Consider the following 14,488-nt stretch of genomic DNA (forward strand, 5'->3'; position numbering starts at 1 on the left):
CTCCTGTTAATCAACATGCATGGTCACACGTTTAATGTGTACGGTCAGGTAGACCACCTCTTCTTCACTGATCTCCACCCCGTAGCATTCACCCAGATGCTGTCGGATCTTCTGTGCACATGCATAGCTCTCCTTATACTGGTCCCGGATCATATTCCGGAACAGAAAATCGTCATCATCCGGCATTTGTTTTGCCTGCAACACGCGGGCCGCAAAAAATTTCAGATGCGTGATAAAACGTTCGTAGTGAATCGACTCTTTGTTGATCTTAATAGAAAACTCCGATTCCACAATCGCAATAATGTCATCAATCAATCTGGGAATATCAAAGGTCACATCCATCTTTGTGTCATATTCTGCCGTGATAAAATGAAGAGCAATAAATGCTGCTTCATCCACCGGAAGCTCGATTCCCAGCATTTTCTTTAAAATGTTTAAGCTCTGCACACCCACCTTGAACTCAGACGGATAATACTGCTTAATCTCCCAGAGCAACGGATTGGCAAATTGGATCTGATTCTCATATCGCTCAATGGCACCATCAATATGATCGATCAGAGACAGATAAATCGTCTCTTTCAATTTTTCACCCAACATATTTTTTGCATACTCGATGATCTGATCTGCCGCCTTGATATGTTCCAGAGGTATGTCCTGGATAATATCCACCAGTTTCTGGTTTTCTCCTGCGGAATTCAGCCGGAAAACCTTCTCCACCTTTCCATCATCAATGGTCATGCCCGGCTTTCTCCCAAAACCAAGACCGCGTCCCATGACAATAATCTCCCTGTTCTGTTCGTCCAGCGAAGTGACGATGTTATTATTCACGATCTTTATGATTTTCATTAAAAATTCCCCCGTGTCATGCATACAGGCATTTTCCATAGTGGCCACCTATGAAATATTGAAAATAAAAAAACCAACCGGAAAGAACGCTTCCGCTCTCTCTCAGTTGGTTTTGCCTGCTTTGTCAGTAACAATCCAAAAATATTTTCTTTTTGAAACATCCAAAGGATATCAAATAAATTTTTTTACGTCAATTGATATTTTACACAAAAAAGTAGTTCTTATTTTATGCAATATATTGTAGCAAAGCAGCGGCGACGCGATATGAGCATTCGCAAGCTGCAAAGCGGTCTACTGCTTTACCGACACAGACGATCCACCAGTGCCAGAAACTTTTTATCTGACTGGATACTCTGTGTCAGAAATTGGCCGTCCCAGAATAAGGCATATGTCGTCACTGGCGCAGGTACATTCTGTGCGGATTCTTTGTCAATGATATGAATGGCCTTGAACGGGATGCCATGTTCCTTCGCCACTTCCTGCACCCTTGGTACCCAATAGTAAGTGTAAGGGCACTGGTCGGTGTAGTAGAGGACAAAGCCTTTTTCGTCTGCCTTGGGGGTCTTGGCACAGTCCTTAAATTTTGGCAACTCTGCACCCTCTATAAGAGGCAAGAACATAAGATTGATTCCGCAGTCGGATATATCTGCCACACGGAATCCCTTGTAAGTAAGGAATTTCGGGTCAGCTAGAAATTCCCGCTTGCGGCCTTCTGCACACAGAATGCAAATACCTTTCTTTCCCTGCGCCTTGGCATCACGGATGCACGCCTCCAGCAGATCATTAGAATATCCGTGTCCTTTCATGGAGCCGGATACCCATAAGCAGTTAATATAAAGATAACCATCTGCCGCAATAGGCATCCAGGCGTTTTCAGCCGGAATGTATTCGATAAAGCATTTGCCGCGCTCCTCGCTGCGGTAGAAAACAAGCCCATCATCAAAACGCTGCCTCAGCCATTCCTTTTTCGCAACACTCTGCTTGCCGGACATAGCGCAGCAGATGTGCTCTCTATCGATGTTTTCCTTTGTGATATGGATATAATTCATAGCTCGGCACCTCCACGACACATCCTTTTATGTTTTCAGTCCAACAACCGAAAGTTATATCTCATGTAATAATTTTTCTACGTATTTACGAAAATCATAAAATAAGTCAATATACGTTTCCACGATTGCATGGCAGTGCGTCTTAACAATTTCACCATCATAATCATGTGCTAATTCATTTCTCACATTCAGCATTTCCATCCACGTGTCATCAGAAATCAGATTTGCCTTAAAAGATTCCCGAAGAACTTCTCGCGGAGAACCCGTGACAAAACCAGTTATTGCATAATATTGTACTAATATATCCTTCATAACTTTCCATGCAAGGTCGAAAGTAATACTGAATTTTGCACTGGTTCCGCTTAAAACAAAGGAATCGCTAAGATCTCGCTGCCTTGCTTCTGCCAGTGCGTCTAATGAGTTATAAAACGAGAGAAAGCGTCTTTCAAATTTTGCGTCCATATTGTCTGATATCCTCCAATAATAATTGATTCCTGCAGGTATCCATATTTACGATATCCACGCTGAAAAGTGTTGGCAGATTCTCAATTTGTTCAGTCAACGACTCAAAATCCTCAACGCCAGATACTGCAATATCAATATCACTGCGCTCCTGTGCAGTCCCTTTTGCTCTGGAACCATATAAGATCACCTCTTTTGCACAGAAAGAATGACAGATTCTTGCAACTTCCTCTATTATTTTTTCGGCTTTCAGCCACATTAGTTTTTCCATTTATTTCCACCATCCTTATTCTGTATGGCCATCTCATCAGAAAAAGCGTTTTAATTTGAGTCTATTATAATGGATTCTAGTGGAAAGTACAATGAAGGTTCACAATGCTGCCAATTTTGCTGTCAACCTTATCCACTATCAGCATTTCTTTTGCTGGAAGGTGGCTTCAAACTGTTCAACCCCCTCCGGGTCTTTCTCACAGACAAAATACCCCTCGGGGTCTTTGTAAGTACCGGAGATTCCTTCAAGAAATCCGGGTTTCAGTTCTTTGATGAGGAAATAGTCCGCCTCCGGGTCGTCGGCATAGCACACGCCCTTGCTTTTGGCCGGAACAAAGCCAGACTTGCCGTAAAAGTCAATATTGCCGGTAATGGCAAGAGCCCCTGCACCCATTTCCTTCGCTTTTTCCATGGAATAGTCGAGCAACTGCTTTCCGTAGCCCTGCCGCTTGTATGCGGGTGCGATGCCAATAGGACCGAAGGTCATGATCGGCACCTTTCGTCCATCGTCACAGTCGATCTCCGACCGCACATAGATGACCTGCCCGATCAGCTCGCCGTTCAGCTCCATCACGAAGTCCAGCTCCGGCACAAATGCCGGGTCATCCCGATAGCAGTGCAGTACATAATGCTCCATACAGCCGGGCCGGTAAACATTCCAGAATGCCTCGCGGGTCAGATTTTCAACAGCTCTGTAATCGTCTTTCGTTTCCAGACGAATGATAATATTCTTTTCTGACATAACTTTTCTCCTTCTCTCTTATCAATAATTTTGTATGATCGGCACAGGCACATTTCCTTTTCCCTTCAGAAAATGATCCGCGCAATCTCCATCGTCACGATTTTCAGCACTACACCACTCGACATCACATAGAACCAAGCCTCGCGCATCTTTTGCGTCTTTGCAATCGGCGTAGCAATGGCAGCAACAATAATCAACAGTGCGCCGACACAGCCAACGATGGTAGGCACGCTGATGAGTGGAAACAGCCCCGGCGCACAGCTGCCGTCAATAGCGTGTTGAATGGTCTTGTCCAACCCGTCCCGTGCTGCCGCAAAGCAACATATCACAAGTCCAAACACCAGCAGAACTGTGCTCCTGCGCCCCCAATATTGAATACTGGAGCGGTTCACGACCGACCAGCCGATAAAGCCCAGCAGGGCAAAGAGCATCAAAGTTGTCACCGTAGTTATGGCATTTCCAAAATAGAGTTTCATTCTCACTTTCCTCCTTTCAAAAAAGGACGCAGCGCATGATCGGCTTTGCGATCAGCACTGCGTCTTAGCGTCTGGCTGTTTGGTTTCAATGATAAAATTTTTTGCGTTGATAATACTCTCATGCCTGCATTTGGGACAAAACAGAGGAAAAGTTACTAATTCTGTCTCCCGCAGTATCTGCAAGCGCGTCTTGGCACCACACCACGGGCATAAGACCCAGCGTTTTTCTTCTTCGCCATCTTTCATGTTGGTCTCCCCTTCTTTCTATAATCAGACTCAACCCTGGCAATAAAGTGATCAATATGTGCAGCCAGTAAAGAAGAAACCGATTCTTTTTCCTCGGCACCATCGTAGACACTGTATAAAAGATACATTGGACCATAGAATTCCAGCGCCAGCTGCATAGCGTCCTCATCAGACTCTACCAACTTGCGGAAGATGGCCGCCATGTACTCCAAAGGACCACCCGCCAGATAATCGTGGTAGAGCTGTGCAAGCTTGGGATCACGATACTGCTCCAGCGTCAGCATTTTGCGGAAATTGGAGGAAAACGGTTCCTTTGTCCAATGATCAAACTGGGCAAGGCTGTATGTGCGAATCTTTTGAATTGGTGTATGCAGATATGCTTCCGCAAAGCCGTCTGGTTCCGTCTCCGGCATTTCATACTCCTCAGCACGCTCATAGTCCATCTTGTTCATTCGTTCCACAATCTTATCTAAGATTTCCTGTTTGCTTGCATAGTGCTTATATAAGGCAGCTTTCGTAAATCCCAACTGCCCTGCAATATCATTCATAGATGTCCCCAGATAGCCGTTCTGCGCAAACAGTTCCAGCGCGATTCTCAAAATCCGTTCCTTTGTACCCTCTGCCATAATTATCTCCTTTACAAAAGTAACCATTCGGTAACTTTATTATAGTTACCGAATGGTTACTTGTCAAGAGTTAATGTAAATCCGGATTGATTAAGGTCAAATTGTAATTTCAATTTGATTGCCTTCGATTGCAACAATACAGCTTTCATAGTAACCATCCCCGGTTGTCCTGGGGCCGCTGACTACTTCATATCCGTCCACTTTCAGTTCAGCAGTCAAAGCATCCACTTTTTCTTTGCTGCCTACACTGAATGCAATGTGCGCATACCCAGTGCGAGCAAATTCCTTTGGAAAGTCAGGCATTTCCGGCTTGTTCATAATTTCAAGCCGTGCCCCATCGTCAAACGAAAGAAAATAGGAGCGGAAACTTGTTTTCAAATTATGGTAGCCTTCGTTTGATTTTGCACCCAGATACTTCACAAAGAAATTGCGGGCTGTTTCCAGATCTTTTACATATAAAGCAATGTGTTCTATTTTCATAACCCACCTCCAAAATGTCCGCACATATACCTCTATACACTTCTATCTTTCCTGACAGCAAGACAATAATTGACGTACTCAAGCGTGAGTTTACATCGACCATTCATCCTTCGTCATATCACAATGCCCCGGCAGTGATCTACTTCATGCTGAATAATCTGTGCCGTCCAGCCGGAATACTTGCCATGCTGCTTTCTGAAGTTCTGATCCAGATAATCTACGTCAATCTCTTTATATCGTGTGCAAGGTCTCACACCATCCAGTGAAAGACAGCTCTCTTCCGTCTGATATGCTCCTGTTTTCTTCGTAATAACCGGATTGATCATGGCAAATTGTAATGGTCCCGCTGTTACAACAATGATATTTTTTCGAACACCAATCATATTTGCCGCCATACCAACACAGCAATCCAGGTTTGCTCTAAGTGTATCCAGCAAATCAACTACTACCTGCTGATCAGCTTCCGTGGCATCCTCTGACTTCTGTGCGAGGAAAAAAGGATCCCGCATAATTTTTCTAACCATATAGTCTATACCTCCAACATTTTCCTGAAAAAACACTCATCCTCATGCGACCAGATCACACCGATGGCCTGCAGATATGCATAAACCACTGTGGTGCCCACAAATTTCATGCCTCGCTTCTTTAAGTCTTTGGAAATTACATCGGACAATTCCGAACTTGTTTTTCCTGTTTCCTGAATCACCCTGCCGTCTGTCCAATGCCAGAGGTAATCTGAAAAGCTGTCGTATTCCTTCTGGATTTCGTGGAATACCTGTGCATTGGTAACGGCAGCCTGTATTTTCAGGCGATTGCGTATGATATGGGAATTGTTCCTCAGTGCTTCCAGCTTTTCCTCATTATAGGCACAAACCTTCTCCACATCGAAGCCGTCAAAGGCTTCACGAAACGCAGCTCGCTTATTCAGAACACATTCCCAGGACAGGCCTGCCTGAAAGCACTCCAATATCAGCATTTCAAAAAGCTTCCGGTCATCATGCACCGGTACGCCCCATTCCTCGTCATGATAACGGATGTATCGTTCATTTTTCGGATTTGCCCAGCAACACCGTATCTTTCCGTCTGCCCACTTCATTCCTTATTCTCCCCAATTCTGCATTTTCAACTTTTTAAAACTCTTAGGAATTTCAAATAATGTTTGTTACCTATGACTTACATATTACCATATGCAATACAGGAGGGAAACCTGATTTATTTACTGAAAAGCGGCAACGACGTTCAGTCAGTGAAACCGAGTATGCCGCAGCATGTGCGGAGTCACCTTGAAGTCCATCGTATAAACCAGCTTACATTCATGAAAAAAGGTTCTGACATTGAAGCACAGCTCCATGTCAGAACCCATTTATTTCACAAATTATTTTTTGGGGTTGCGTCGCCCGGTGTTTTCCGAGCCACGCACTTCCTCATGGTAAAAGTAATCCACAATGACCGGGTGCCCAGGCTCTGCTCGTCCGTAGGGCAGCTCGTTGTCCACGAAGGGACAGCTGTTTTCTTTCGCCAGCCGTTCCGCTTGATCCTCCAAACCACGGAAGTAGCTTCTGTCCCTCTTGTTGTAGATAGCGTCGTACAGCGGAACCAAGTCAGGATGTTTTTTACGTATATAGTCAAGGATGTCTTTTTTGAATCCGCCTCGCAGGTTTAGATTTTCCAGCCATACCAGGTCGCACTGATTTCTGACCTGATGGAAGATAGCCTCAAAATCCGTGATACCGGGAAAAACCGGAGCAATAAAGCATACGGTGCGGATACCTGCGTCATAAACCTGCTTCATGGCATCCAGCCGTCGCTTAATGCTGACGGCATTGTCCATATCGTTTTTGAAATCCTCGTCCAGCGTATTGATCGACCAGGAAACTGTGACCTTTCCCAGTTCTTTCAGGAGGTCGATGTCGCGGATTACCAAGTCTGACTTGGTACAGATGAGAATTTCTGCCTCGCTGCCCCGGAGCTGCTCAAGAAGCTTTCGGGTGTTCTGAAACTGAGCCTCCTGGGGCAGATAGCCATCGGTCACTGAACCGATGACTACGCGCTGCCCTTTGTACTTTTGCGGATTTTTGATTGCCGGCCAATGTTTCACATCCAGGAATGTACCCCACGGTTCGGTGTGCCCGGTAAATCGCTTCATAAACGAGGCGTAGCAGTATTTGCAGCCATGGGTACAGCCCACATAAGGATTGACGGAATAGCCTCCCACCGGCAGGGTGGATTTTGTCATAATATTTTTGGTTTCTACATCCTGAATCAGAATGCTGCTCTCTTTTACTTCCGCCATGTCTTCTGTTCCTCCAATACCCGGTAAAACGCCGGGGGAAATTCTTGTACCATTTGTGCCTCTCCCATAATAGGAAGTAGATCTTCCTTCATGAATACAGGGATGCCTAGCGCATGGGCCTGATGTGTCAGGTTCCACACCCATTCCGGTTTCGATACAGCTTTGCCCTTCCTATGTCCGGTCTCAGTCCCAATGACGATCCACTCAATTCCGGTAAGGTCTACCATGCCAACATCATCAAACATAGGTTCAAAGGTCACATGATAATGTCCGCCATGGATATGCTCCCGCAAAGTCCGGATACGGTTTTTCTCTTTACTGGAGGTAACAGTTACACCAAACCAAGCGTTGTCTAATGGGGTGGAAAAGACGATGCCCTCCGGTCTCTTAGTCAAGAACAGATACTGATGCTGTGGGTTTTCAGTCATCTTGTCAAATATCTGTTCCCGCCACTCTGGCTTCCAGTGGGAAAAATCGCTCATGCCGGTGAGCAGAAAATTTTGTGGGCGCTTTTTCTCCATCAGCCGCAGCTTATTTGAAAAAAACTCCGGCTTTTCAAAGTCGTCGATCATGTGAAACCGACGAACATTGTTTCTGGCGTAGCAGTAGCTGCAACCGATCGTACAGCCGATCACCAGATTCATGTTTTGAATACAGTCTTTAATACAAACAGCCACCGCTGATGCCTCCTTACCGTTTTAAGATTTAGCCTTCTGCCGCAGGTGCAACTTTCCCGAAGCCGTTCCAAGCATACAGGCCCTTCTTGTCCTCATCGCCCAGGAACTTGTCCACCTGACAGATGTGCAGGATATGGTCGCCTACCTCCACCGACTGCTGCAGGGTGGCCACCATCGCCAGCCGGGTATCCGCCGGAATCTGAATGTCACTGCCCTCCACAGCCATCATCTCGATGTTGTTGGCGGCCACCTTGTCGGTCTCGGCACCGGTAGACGCTCCGCAGGCCATTACTGCGCCAGCCAGACTCTCACCGGGAACAGTGACGATGACTTTGCCGGTCTCACGCACACGCTTGCCGGTGTGGGACTGTTTGCCAGTGGCGAAGCCCACCATAGGCGGATTGAAGGAGAGGTAAGACACAAAGCAAATGGGAGCCAGGTTCGTAGAACCATCCTCCTTTTTAGAGCAGATCAGTGTCAGCGGATTTGGGGAGGTCAGAACAGTAGCCTCCATAATGTTCAGTTCTTTCATAAAATTCAGACCTTTTCAAGAAATTTCAGTCGTTGACTGCATGGTCAACCAGTGATATATTTATTATATCTGATAGCAATTTTTGTTCAAGTACGCAAATTATTTGTACCTGGTATCAAAAAATATACCGCAAAAGACGAGGAACGATCCAATTATGACTTATGAAGAATTCAAAGAAAAGGTTGGCAGTGTCATTCTAACCGACGAGGGAAACTGCCCGGTCACGCCGGTGGTTCAAATGCTGCAGGGCAAATGGAAACTCCAAATTCTCTATGAACTGTGCATCAAGTGCCCCATGCGGTTTGGGGAACTGAAAAAGATGCTAAAGCCAATTACAAATACGGCGCTGACAAATGCCCTCAAAGAGTTGGAAGCCGATGATTTGATACAGCGAATCCAATACAACGAGATGCCCTTGCGGGTGGAATATTTCCTTACTGAGAAAGGTCGTGACCTGCTGCCGGTCTTTTACGCCATTTCCCAATGGGGAATGAAATATATACCATGATTCTAACTATATTAATATTTGCAAGATAATAGCCGGGAGGCATTGGCATTGAGCCAACTTCCCGGCTTTTTTATGCATTCTCAAGTCTTTTGAGATAACATCGGATCTTTCTATCTGCCCATTGCATTCCTTACTCCGCCTCCAAGAGAAAAATAACAGGCCGGATGCCGTCTGGACATGCAAACACACCAATCGTATCATCATTGAGCCAAGTGCCAGACGGCTGAACCAATTCCCCCAAGGATAACTGACGCGCCATGGGAGCAATCACCTGCCAAGCAACGCCACACATTCCATCCGGTGGATTGATGCCATCGCTGTACAGCACTTGACCTTCCTGATGAAAAGGACACTTCCCCAAATTAGGAATTGCATACTGTTCTGCCAGTTCCTGATAATATTCCGTCCGCAGCACAGTGATTTTAACCTTCTTATGCATTAGTATATCATTTTGAACTTGCTCCGGAATCGTCATGCCTCGCACGCCTCCCGGAGAGCATGCAGCAGCTCATCCAGCCGTCCGTCCAGTCCGAAGGACTTCTCTTTGATATTGTCCGCAATGTAGATCTCACCCAGATTGATGGTCACATAAGTGGCGTTTGGCTCGCTGGCCACCAGGCGCATCATCGGGGCCTTGATCAGCTGATTGCGCCAGCCAATGCCCAGCTCCAAAACCACCAGTTTCTTCCCGTGGTAGGTTTTCAGAAAGTTTTGGAACCGTGCCTGGGCAGCGGTATCCGGAATCATTCTCTGACCCGCACCCATGTGGATGTCCATGGGACCTCCGCACTTGGGACAACGCGGCACCAACTCTGCAGGCACATGGCCGCCCTGTTCGGCAGCCGATAATTTTTCGACCACCTCTAAACTTGAATAGAGGGTGTCGTGGCAGGGGCGGGCACACTGCATCGTAAACCAGTTGCCCTCTATCTCATGGATTTTCGTCGGATCAAAGCCACACAGTTCAAAGTGACCTTCTCCGTTTGATGTGACGACAAAGTAATCTTTCTCTCCCACAATGGCCTTCAAATCGTTCATCACCGGCGTAGGCTGGTACTGCCCGCAGTAATGATGGATGAGCCGGGCCCAGAAGGCCCATTTTTCCTCCTCGCTGGGCCATCCGGCCATCATGCCCTGCAAAATGCACCCAAGGCCGTACTTCCGTTTAAAATCCCCAAACAGTCTTTCAAAGGCCGCATTGTCCGCAAACAAATGCAGTCCTTCGGTGATGGACAAGCCGTTACTGGCTCCGATCAAGATAGCGTCCGCTTCTCTGAATTTTTCCGCAATAGGATTCCAATCAATCATATTCGTTCGCTCCTTTCTATTTTATGGTTGCTGCGATGGATCGCTCCTGCCGAAGGGCAGCTAGAGTTTCCGCCAAATCTCCTTGCAGATACAGGCTGCGTCCCCGCAGATGCTCTGGCCTATGAGATGCCTCTCGATTAAGACATGTACAATAGGGCTGCCCAGTAGGGGCTTCCCACATGAAGCGTATATATTGGCTGTAATACCCTCACTGTTCCCCATAGCTGGAAAAGCAATGGTAGAATCCAGCCGCGCTTGACAGGCCGGAGCCGCCTCCGATCACAACGCATCTGCTTGATCAATACGTTCGGCAAGTTCCTGAAGCGCCGCTTGGCTTCCAACCCTCATTGATCGTTATCTCCGCTGCCCATGGTGTCCCGTGCATCCTTTAGCACTTGAGCAATGTCGGCCACAATGGTCATGCCCTTGTCCTCCAACTGCTTGGGCAGGAAGTCATACTTGTTGTTGACAGCAATATATCGGGCATGTGGAAAGCTGAGGGTCAGGTTCCAGAAAGGCTCCTGGATAAACATGGGAGTCATTCGGCCAACGCCCAGCTCCAGGAATAGAATCTTACTATCTTTGTGTTCCAGTACATAGCGAGAAATTTTTTCGTACTGTTCTTCGTATTTCTTTCCTTGCAGGAAATTTCCATATCCTCGCACCCAGGGGAATGCCTCACCACCGCAGTGGGGGCACCGGGGAATGAGATCCGTGGGAATCTTCGTGCCATCCCCCATAACGTCCACCATATCAGCCACCGGCTTTACCGCATCCCAGGTGTCATCGGTACAACAGGCGGCGCACTGGAAGAACCGGTGCTCTCCCTGGATTTCCGCCACCTTCTCCTCCTGGTAGAGTTTGACAAACTGGGTATCCTGGTTAGTGGTGAGGACGAAGAAGTCCTTGCCTTTCAGCAAAGCGTCTAAATCCAAATAGGAATGACGCACAGGTGCGGTCTGGGTGGTGTGAAGGAAGGTGGCGAGATACCCCCAATACTCTTCCCTTGTCTTCCAGGGGTGCATCATCCCTGCAAAAGCACCTTTGAAGTGGTACTTCTCGGCAAAAGGGCGGAAGTATTTGCGGTAGGAGTCGTTGTCCTCGTAGTAAAAATCTCCGCCACCGGCAGCGGACAGGCCGGAGGCTCCGCCCACTACCACACAGTCAGCTTTCTTTACCTCCTGTACCAACCGATCGATCTGTTCGCCATACGGAAGCGGCTTTTTGTCAGTCAGCTGATAAGGCGTACTGCCGGAAGCATAAATAGGATAGTGCCTGGAATAATTCATCTGGGTCTGCATGACCAAATCATCATAGAAGTTCATTGTCACCATTCCTTTCAAGTTGGTGTTATTTTTATTATTACTTCAAACTATCTTAGCATCCTCTTACGTCACTGTCAACATGTTGTTATAATAAAAATAACATCAAAGTAAAAAGGAGATCAGACAATGAAATATCACACGAAGTTAGAAGGGATGCTCTTGCAGCGTTTATGACGGATTGATTTTCAGAAACTCTTCCATTTGGGACAAAAATTCTTCTGTAAGGTATGCAGAAAAGGAGCTTTCGCATAGGCGAAGGGAGTTGAAGCGCGGCAGCGGTGTTTGACTGATAATACATAAATACCTCCTATTCGGCAATCAAACACGATATTGAAGTCCAACCTCATTATGCCGCGCTTACTTCTTTCTGTCTGCCTGTTAGGAGGTTTTCAAGTCACAGTTTCTTTCTGAACATCGGCTTTTATCAGATTCTCCAGTTTGGAGAGTCTCATTATCCTGCCTGTGCATCCTCGTCCACAGGCTGCCACACCTGTTTCGCAGCCTGGTTTTGTCGCTCACCTGTTTGATAGGGGTCCCGTCCTGCGGACTTGCAACAGGGTCATGGCGCACCGCAGCAAACGCCATGAACGGGAGCTAAATTTTTTTATTTCTGGCGCAATTTTATAGCCAGGTTTCTTTGTTAAGAACGCCTGCCGAAAGCAGGCAGGCTATTTTCTTTGTATAGCATCAGCTCCCTCCTTAGGCCAAAATAAGGAACGGATAGTAGCTATAAAAAAGCTACTCTGCAATCATTTCACATAATATTGGCAAATCGTAAAATAATATTGTGTGAGGTGACGGAGAGTGTCTAAAAAAAGACAACAAATTGTTTTCTCGTTTGGGGTGCTTCATTTGATGGAATTCTTGCTCCACAGATGGAGCGAGGAAGTGAAACTATTGACCGTATCCAGCGTTTAATCCTGCAATGCAGTCAGCGGGATCAGGAATTTTTACTTGCCCTGATTGATAAAATGCTGGACACCAGAGAAAAACAAGAGAAAAAATAAACGCGGTGGGGTTTTGGATACCCGACCGCGTTTATCTTTGTCCGCTGATATACGGGCAAATCGTTTTTTATTGTAGGTTACTTTCTTGCACCATCCGAGCCGATGGTATATCCGTCAATGGTGGTATTCGCCGCCATCGTCCCGTCTGTGTAGAAGTAGTACCACTTCTGGTCGTCGGAGAGCCAGCCCTTCACTGGCTTCCCATTTCTGTAATAGCTCCACTGGCCGCTGTCATTCTGTTGCCAGCCATTTGCGGTCTGCGGGTCAATGACGATCTCCACAAACCGCCGCAGGACGGTGGCGACTTCGGCGCGGACGGCGGTTCCCTTGGGGTTAAAGCGGTTATTTGCCTTGCCAGTCAGGATGCCCGCCTGCTGCATGGCTCCGACCGCATCCTTCGCCCAGCTGCTGATGTTTGCGTTGTCCGCAAAGGTCACAGCCTTTAAGGTCTGGGGCAGATCATAGCCCAACTTTTTGGCATAATTTGCCATGATGACCGCCATCTGTTCCCGGTTGATGTTGGTATCCGGCGCAAAGGTGGTGGCGGTAACACCCTCCACAATGCCGGTCTGCGCCGCCCAGTTCACATAGGGCGCATAGTAAGCGTCGGCTTTCACATCAGTGAATTTTCCGGTTTTGTAGCTGTCCGGGTTGATGCCCGCCAGCCGCCCCAGGGCGGTGACGAACATTCCTCTGGTCATGCCGGTGTTGGGGCTGAAGGTGGTGTCGCTGATGCCGGAGAGCAGTCCCCGGCTGGCTGCAAAGAGGATGTTATCTGCTGCCCAGTGGCCGGTAATGTCGGTAAAGGCCGGGACAAAAGTTTTGTAGCCCACGCCGTAAACGCTGAAATGACCGGTTTCAAAAACCACCGCTTTCAGGCTGGCATTGTAGCTGGATTTGGTGATCCATTCCACCTTGCCCGCGTCGTCTACATAGACTGCATAGAGATTACCGGTCTGCTCACCCTTTGCCGGTGCGTAGGGCAAACGCACCGAGATGGTATGTCCATTCAGGCTGGTAATCGGCGTCTCTTTGCCGCCGGAGAGGTACACCAGCGACAGGTCATAGGCCGGTCTTGTTTCTATGGCGGCTTTGGTCTCGGTAGAACGCAGCGCATCCACCTTATCTGCCCGGAGAATGATGTCCCCTCCAGCAGAGGCGGCATCCAGCTGCTTCAGAGTATCCAGCCCGATATTGACTGAAACCAGATGATCTGTTGCAACGGTAAACTGCCGGACTTTTTCTTTGATCAGCAGATCCAATGTCTGCGCCTTGATGGTCACGTTAAAAGAGGTCTGGCCTGCCGCCGAGGTGATGGGAACGGTAACGGCAATCCCGTTCTCTGTGGTGCCGTTCTTTTTCGCATCCTGTTTGGCCTTGTCGATGGCGGACTGGACAGAGCTGTTGTCCACTGCCGCATTGCCGTTTGCATCCGGCTTCATTGGCTGCGTTTCGCTGGTAACCGGGGCATCCGTTTTGGCACTACCGGGCTGATTGGTTCCGCCGGAATTGCCGGAGCTGCCGCTGGACGAACCACTGGAGGAGGAATCGCCCCCGCTGCTGGACGAACCACCGGAGGAGGAACCGCCTTCGCCGCTGGACGAACCACCGGAGGAGGAACTGCCTTCGCCGCTGGACGAA

General features: G+C 47.7%; 19 protein-coding genes. 1 reads left to right on the forward strand and 18 read right to left on the reverse strand.

Annotation, left to right across the window (positions count from 1 at the left end; genetic code table 11):
• Window positions 1–6: 6 nt before the first annotated feature.
• The 14 genes from licT to LKD36_RS02750 all read right to left on the reverse strand — a co-directional run bounded on the left by licT (window position 7) and on the right by LKD36_RS02750 (window position 8,699).
• On the reverse strand, window positions 7–846 hold the full coding sequence (licT, locus tag LKD36_RS02685; protein ID WP_308458556.1) for a BglG family transcription antiterminator LicT: 840 nt from the start codon (window positions 844–846) through the stop codon (window positions 7–9).
• A 299-nt stretch (window positions 847–1,145) separates the two neighbouring features.
• Window positions 1,146–1,895 carry a GNAT family N-acetyltransferase gene (locus LKD36_RS02690; RefSeq protein ID WP_308458557.1) on the reverse strand — a complete coding sequence of 250 codons (750 nt, stop codon included), beginning with the start codon at window positions 1,893–1,895 and terminating at the stop codon, window positions 1,146–1,148.
• A 54-nt stretch (window positions 1,896–1,949) separates the two neighbouring features.
• Window positions 1,950–2,357, reverse strand: coding sequence for an HI0074 family nucleotidyltransferase substrate-binding subunit (locus LKD36_RS02695; protein WP_118770624.1), 408 nt, complete (start codon window positions 2,355–2,357; stop codon window positions 1,950–1,952).
• The gene (locus tag LKD36_RS02700) at window positions 2,341–2,628 is read right to left on the reverse strand and encodes a nucleotidyltransferase family protein (protein ID WP_308458558.1); all 288 of its coding nucleotides are present in this window, start codon (window positions 2,626–2,628) and stop codon (window positions 2,341–2,343) included. The genes LKD36_RS02695 and LKD36_RS02700 overlap by 17 nt, the downstream gene beginning before the upstream one ends.
• Window positions 2,629–2,766: 138 nt before the next feature.
• Window positions 2,767–3,369, reverse strand: coding sequence for a GNAT family N-acetyltransferase (locus LKD36_RS02705; RefSeq protein WP_308458559.1), 603 nt, complete (start codon window positions 3,367–3,369; stop codon window positions 2,767–2,769).
• 65 nt (window positions 3,370–3,434) lie between these two features.
• The gene (locus tag LKD36_RS02710) at window positions 3,435–3,845 is read right to left on the reverse strand and encodes a hypothetical protein (RefSeq protein WP_308458560.1); all 411 of its coding nucleotides are present in this window, start codon (window positions 3,843–3,845) and stop codon (window positions 3,435–3,437) included.
• A gap of 51 nt (window positions 3,846–3,896) precedes the next feature.
• The gene (locus tag LKD36_RS02715; RefSeq protein ID WP_120041782.1) at window positions 3,897–4,091 is read right to left on the reverse strand and encodes a cysteine-rich KTR domain-containing protein; all 195 of its coding nucleotides are present in this window, start codon (window positions 4,089–4,091) and stop codon (window positions 3,897–3,899) included.
• Window positions 4,088–4,717, reverse strand: a complete 630-nt coding sequence (locus LKD36_RS02720) for a TetR/AcrR family transcriptional regulator (protein ID WP_308458561.1) — start codon at window positions 4,715–4,717, stop codon at window positions 4,088–4,090. Before LKD36_RS02720 ends, LKD36_RS02715 begins: the two co-directional genes overlap by 4 nt.
• 96 nt (window positions 4,718–4,813) lie before the next feature.
• Window positions 4,814–5,197, reverse strand: coding sequence for a VOC family protein (locus LKD36_RS02725; protein ID WP_308458562.1), 384 nt, complete (start codon window positions 5,195–5,197; stop codon window positions 4,814–4,816).
• Window positions 5,198–5,310: 113 nt separating this feature from the next.
• Entirely contained in the window at window positions 5,311–5,721 is a 411-nt protein-coding gene (locus LKD36_RS02730; RefSeq protein ID WP_308458563.1) for a peptide deformylase, read from the reverse strand.
• A gap of 5 nt (window positions 5,722–5,726) precedes the next feature.
• Window positions 5,727–6,293 carry a DNA-3-methyladenine glycosylase I gene (locus LKD36_RS02735; protein ID WP_308458564.1) on the reverse strand — a complete coding sequence of 189 codons (567 nt, stop codon included), beginning with the start codon at window positions 6,291–6,293 and terminating at the stop codon, window positions 5,727–5,729.
• A 279-nt stretch (window positions 6,294–6,572) separates the two neighbouring features.
• Window positions 6,573–7,490 (reverse strand): radical SAM mobile pair protein B, encoded by a 918-nt coding sequence (locus LKD36_RS02740; RefSeq protein WP_308458565.1) that lies wholly within the window; start codon window positions 7,488–7,490, stop codon window positions 6,573–6,575.
• Window positions 7,478–8,167, reverse strand: a complete 690-nt coding sequence (locus LKD36_RS02745) for a radical SAM mobile pair protein A (protein ID WP_308458566.1) — start codon at window positions 8,165–8,167, stop codon at window positions 7,478–7,480. The genes LKD36_RS02740 and LKD36_RS02745 overlap by 13 nt, the downstream gene beginning before the upstream one ends.
• A 28-nt stretch (window positions 8,168–8,195) precedes the next feature.
• Entirely contained in the window at window positions 8,196–8,699 is a 504-nt protein-coding gene (locus LKD36_RS02750) for a flavin reductase family protein (protein WP_055187092.1), read from the reverse strand.
• A 154-nt stretch (window positions 8,700–8,853) separates the two neighbouring features.
• On the opposite strand from LKD36_RS02750, the gene LKD36_RS02755 reads away from it, so the two are divergent.
• Window positions 8,854–9,207, forward strand: coding sequence for a winged helix-turn-helix transcriptional regulator (locus LKD36_RS02755; protein ID WP_308458567.1), 354 nt, complete (start codon window positions 8,854–8,856; stop codon window positions 9,205–9,207).
• Between the two features lie 130 nt (window positions 9,208–9,337).
• Here the strand turns inward: LKD36_RS02755 and LKD36_RS02760 are convergent, their stop codons facing one another.
• The 4 genes from LKD36_RS02760 to LKD36_RS02775 form a co-directional block, all read right to left on the reverse strand.
• Window positions 9,338–9,682, reverse strand: coding sequence for a TIGR04076 family protein (locus tag LKD36_RS02760; RefSeq protein ID WP_308458568.1), 345 nt, complete (start codon window positions 9,680–9,682; stop codon window positions 9,338–9,340).
• Window positions 9,679–10,515 (reverse strand): SIR2 family NAD-dependent protein deacylase, encoded by an 837-nt coding sequence (locus tag LKD36_RS02765; protein WP_308458569.1) that lies wholly within the window; start codon window positions 10,513–10,515, stop codon window positions 9,679–9,681. The genes LKD36_RS02760 and LKD36_RS02765 overlap by 4 nt, the downstream gene beginning before the upstream one ends.
• Before the next feature lie 344 nt (window positions 10,516–10,859).
• Window positions 10,860–11,840, reverse strand: coding sequence for an SIR2 family NAD-dependent protein deacylase (locus LKD36_RS02770; protein WP_308458570.1), 981 nt, complete (start codon window positions 11,838–11,840; stop codon window positions 10,860–10,862).
• A gap of 1,084 nt (window positions 11,841–12,924) precedes the next feature.
• Window positions 12,925–14,488: S-layer homology domain-containing protein (locus tag LKD36_RS02775; protein ID WP_308458571.1), on the reverse strand; the 1,564-nt coding region annotated here is incomplete at its 5' end.

Source organism: Hominiventricola filiformis, from assembly GCF_020686965.1.
Taxonomy (GTDB): Bacteria; Bacillota; Clostridia; order Lachnospirales; family Lachnospiraceae; genus Hominiventricola; species Hominiventricola filiformis.

Coding starts and splice junctions, on each gene's coding strand:
- LKD36_RS02770 (WP_308458570.1), bottom strand. CDS start 11,840: ATGAACTTCTATGATGATTTGGTCATGCAGACCCAGATGAATTATTCC.
- LKD36_RS02720 (WP_308458561.1), bottom strand. CDS start 4,717: ATGGCAGAGGGTACAAAGGAACGGATTTTGAGAATCGCGCTGGAACTG.
- LKD36_RS02760 (WP_308458568.1), bottom strand. CDS start 9,682: ATGACGATTCCGGAGCAAGTTCAAAATGATATACTAATGCATAAGAAG.
- LKD36_RS02765 (WP_308458569.1), bottom strand. CDS start 10,515: ATGATTGATTGGAATCCTATTGCGGAAAAATTCAGAGAAGCGGACGCT.
- LKD36_RS02735 (WP_308458564.1), bottom strand. CDS start 6,293: ATGAAGTGGGCAGACGGAAAGATACGGTGTTGCTGGGCAAATCCGAAA.
- LKD36_RS02705 (WP_308458559.1), bottom strand. CDS start 3,369: ATGTCAGAAAAGAATATTATCATTCGTCTGGAAACGAAAGACGATTAC.
- LKD36_RS02700 (WP_308458558.1), bottom strand. CDS start 2,628: ATGGAAAAACTAATGTGGCTGAAAGCCGAAAAAATAATAGAGGAAGTT.
- LKD36_RS02710 (WP_308458560.1), bottom strand. CDS start 3,845: ATGAAACTCTATTTTGGAAATGCCATAACTACGGTGACAACTTTGATG.
- LKD36_RS02725 (WP_308458562.1), bottom strand. CDS start 5,197: ATGAAAATAGAACACATTGCTTTATATGTAAAAGATCTGGAAACAGCC.
- LKD36_RS02740 (WP_308458565.1), bottom strand. CDS start 7,490: ATGGCGGAAGTAAAAGAGAGCAGCATTCTGATTCAGGATGTAGAAACC.
- LKD36_RS02730 (WP_308458563.1), bottom strand. CDS start 5,721: ATGGTTAGAAAAATTATGCGGGATCCTTTTTTCCTCGCACAGAAGTCA.
- licT (WP_308458556.1), bottom strand. CDS start 846: ATGAAAATCATAAAGATCGTGAATAATAACATCGTCACTTCGCTGGAC.
- LKD36_RS02750 (WP_055187092.1), bottom strand. CDS start 8,699: ATGAAAGAACTGAACATTATGGAGGCTACTGTTCTGACCTCCCCAAAT.
- LKD36_RS02755 (WP_308458567.1), top strand. CDS start 8,854: ATGACTTATGAAGAATTCAAAGAAAAGGTTGGCAGTGTCATTCTAACC.
- LKD36_RS02695 (WP_118770624.1), bottom strand. CDS start 2,357: ATGGACGCAAAATTTGAAAGACGCTTTCTCTCGTTTTATAACTCATTA.
- LKD36_RS02715 (WP_120041782.1), bottom strand. CDS start 4,091: ATGAAAGATGGCGAAGAAGAAAAACGCTGGGTCTTATGCCCGTGGTGT.
- LKD36_RS02690 (WP_308458557.1), bottom strand. CDS start 1,895: ATGAATTATATCCATATCACAAAGGAAAACATCGATAGAGAGCACATC.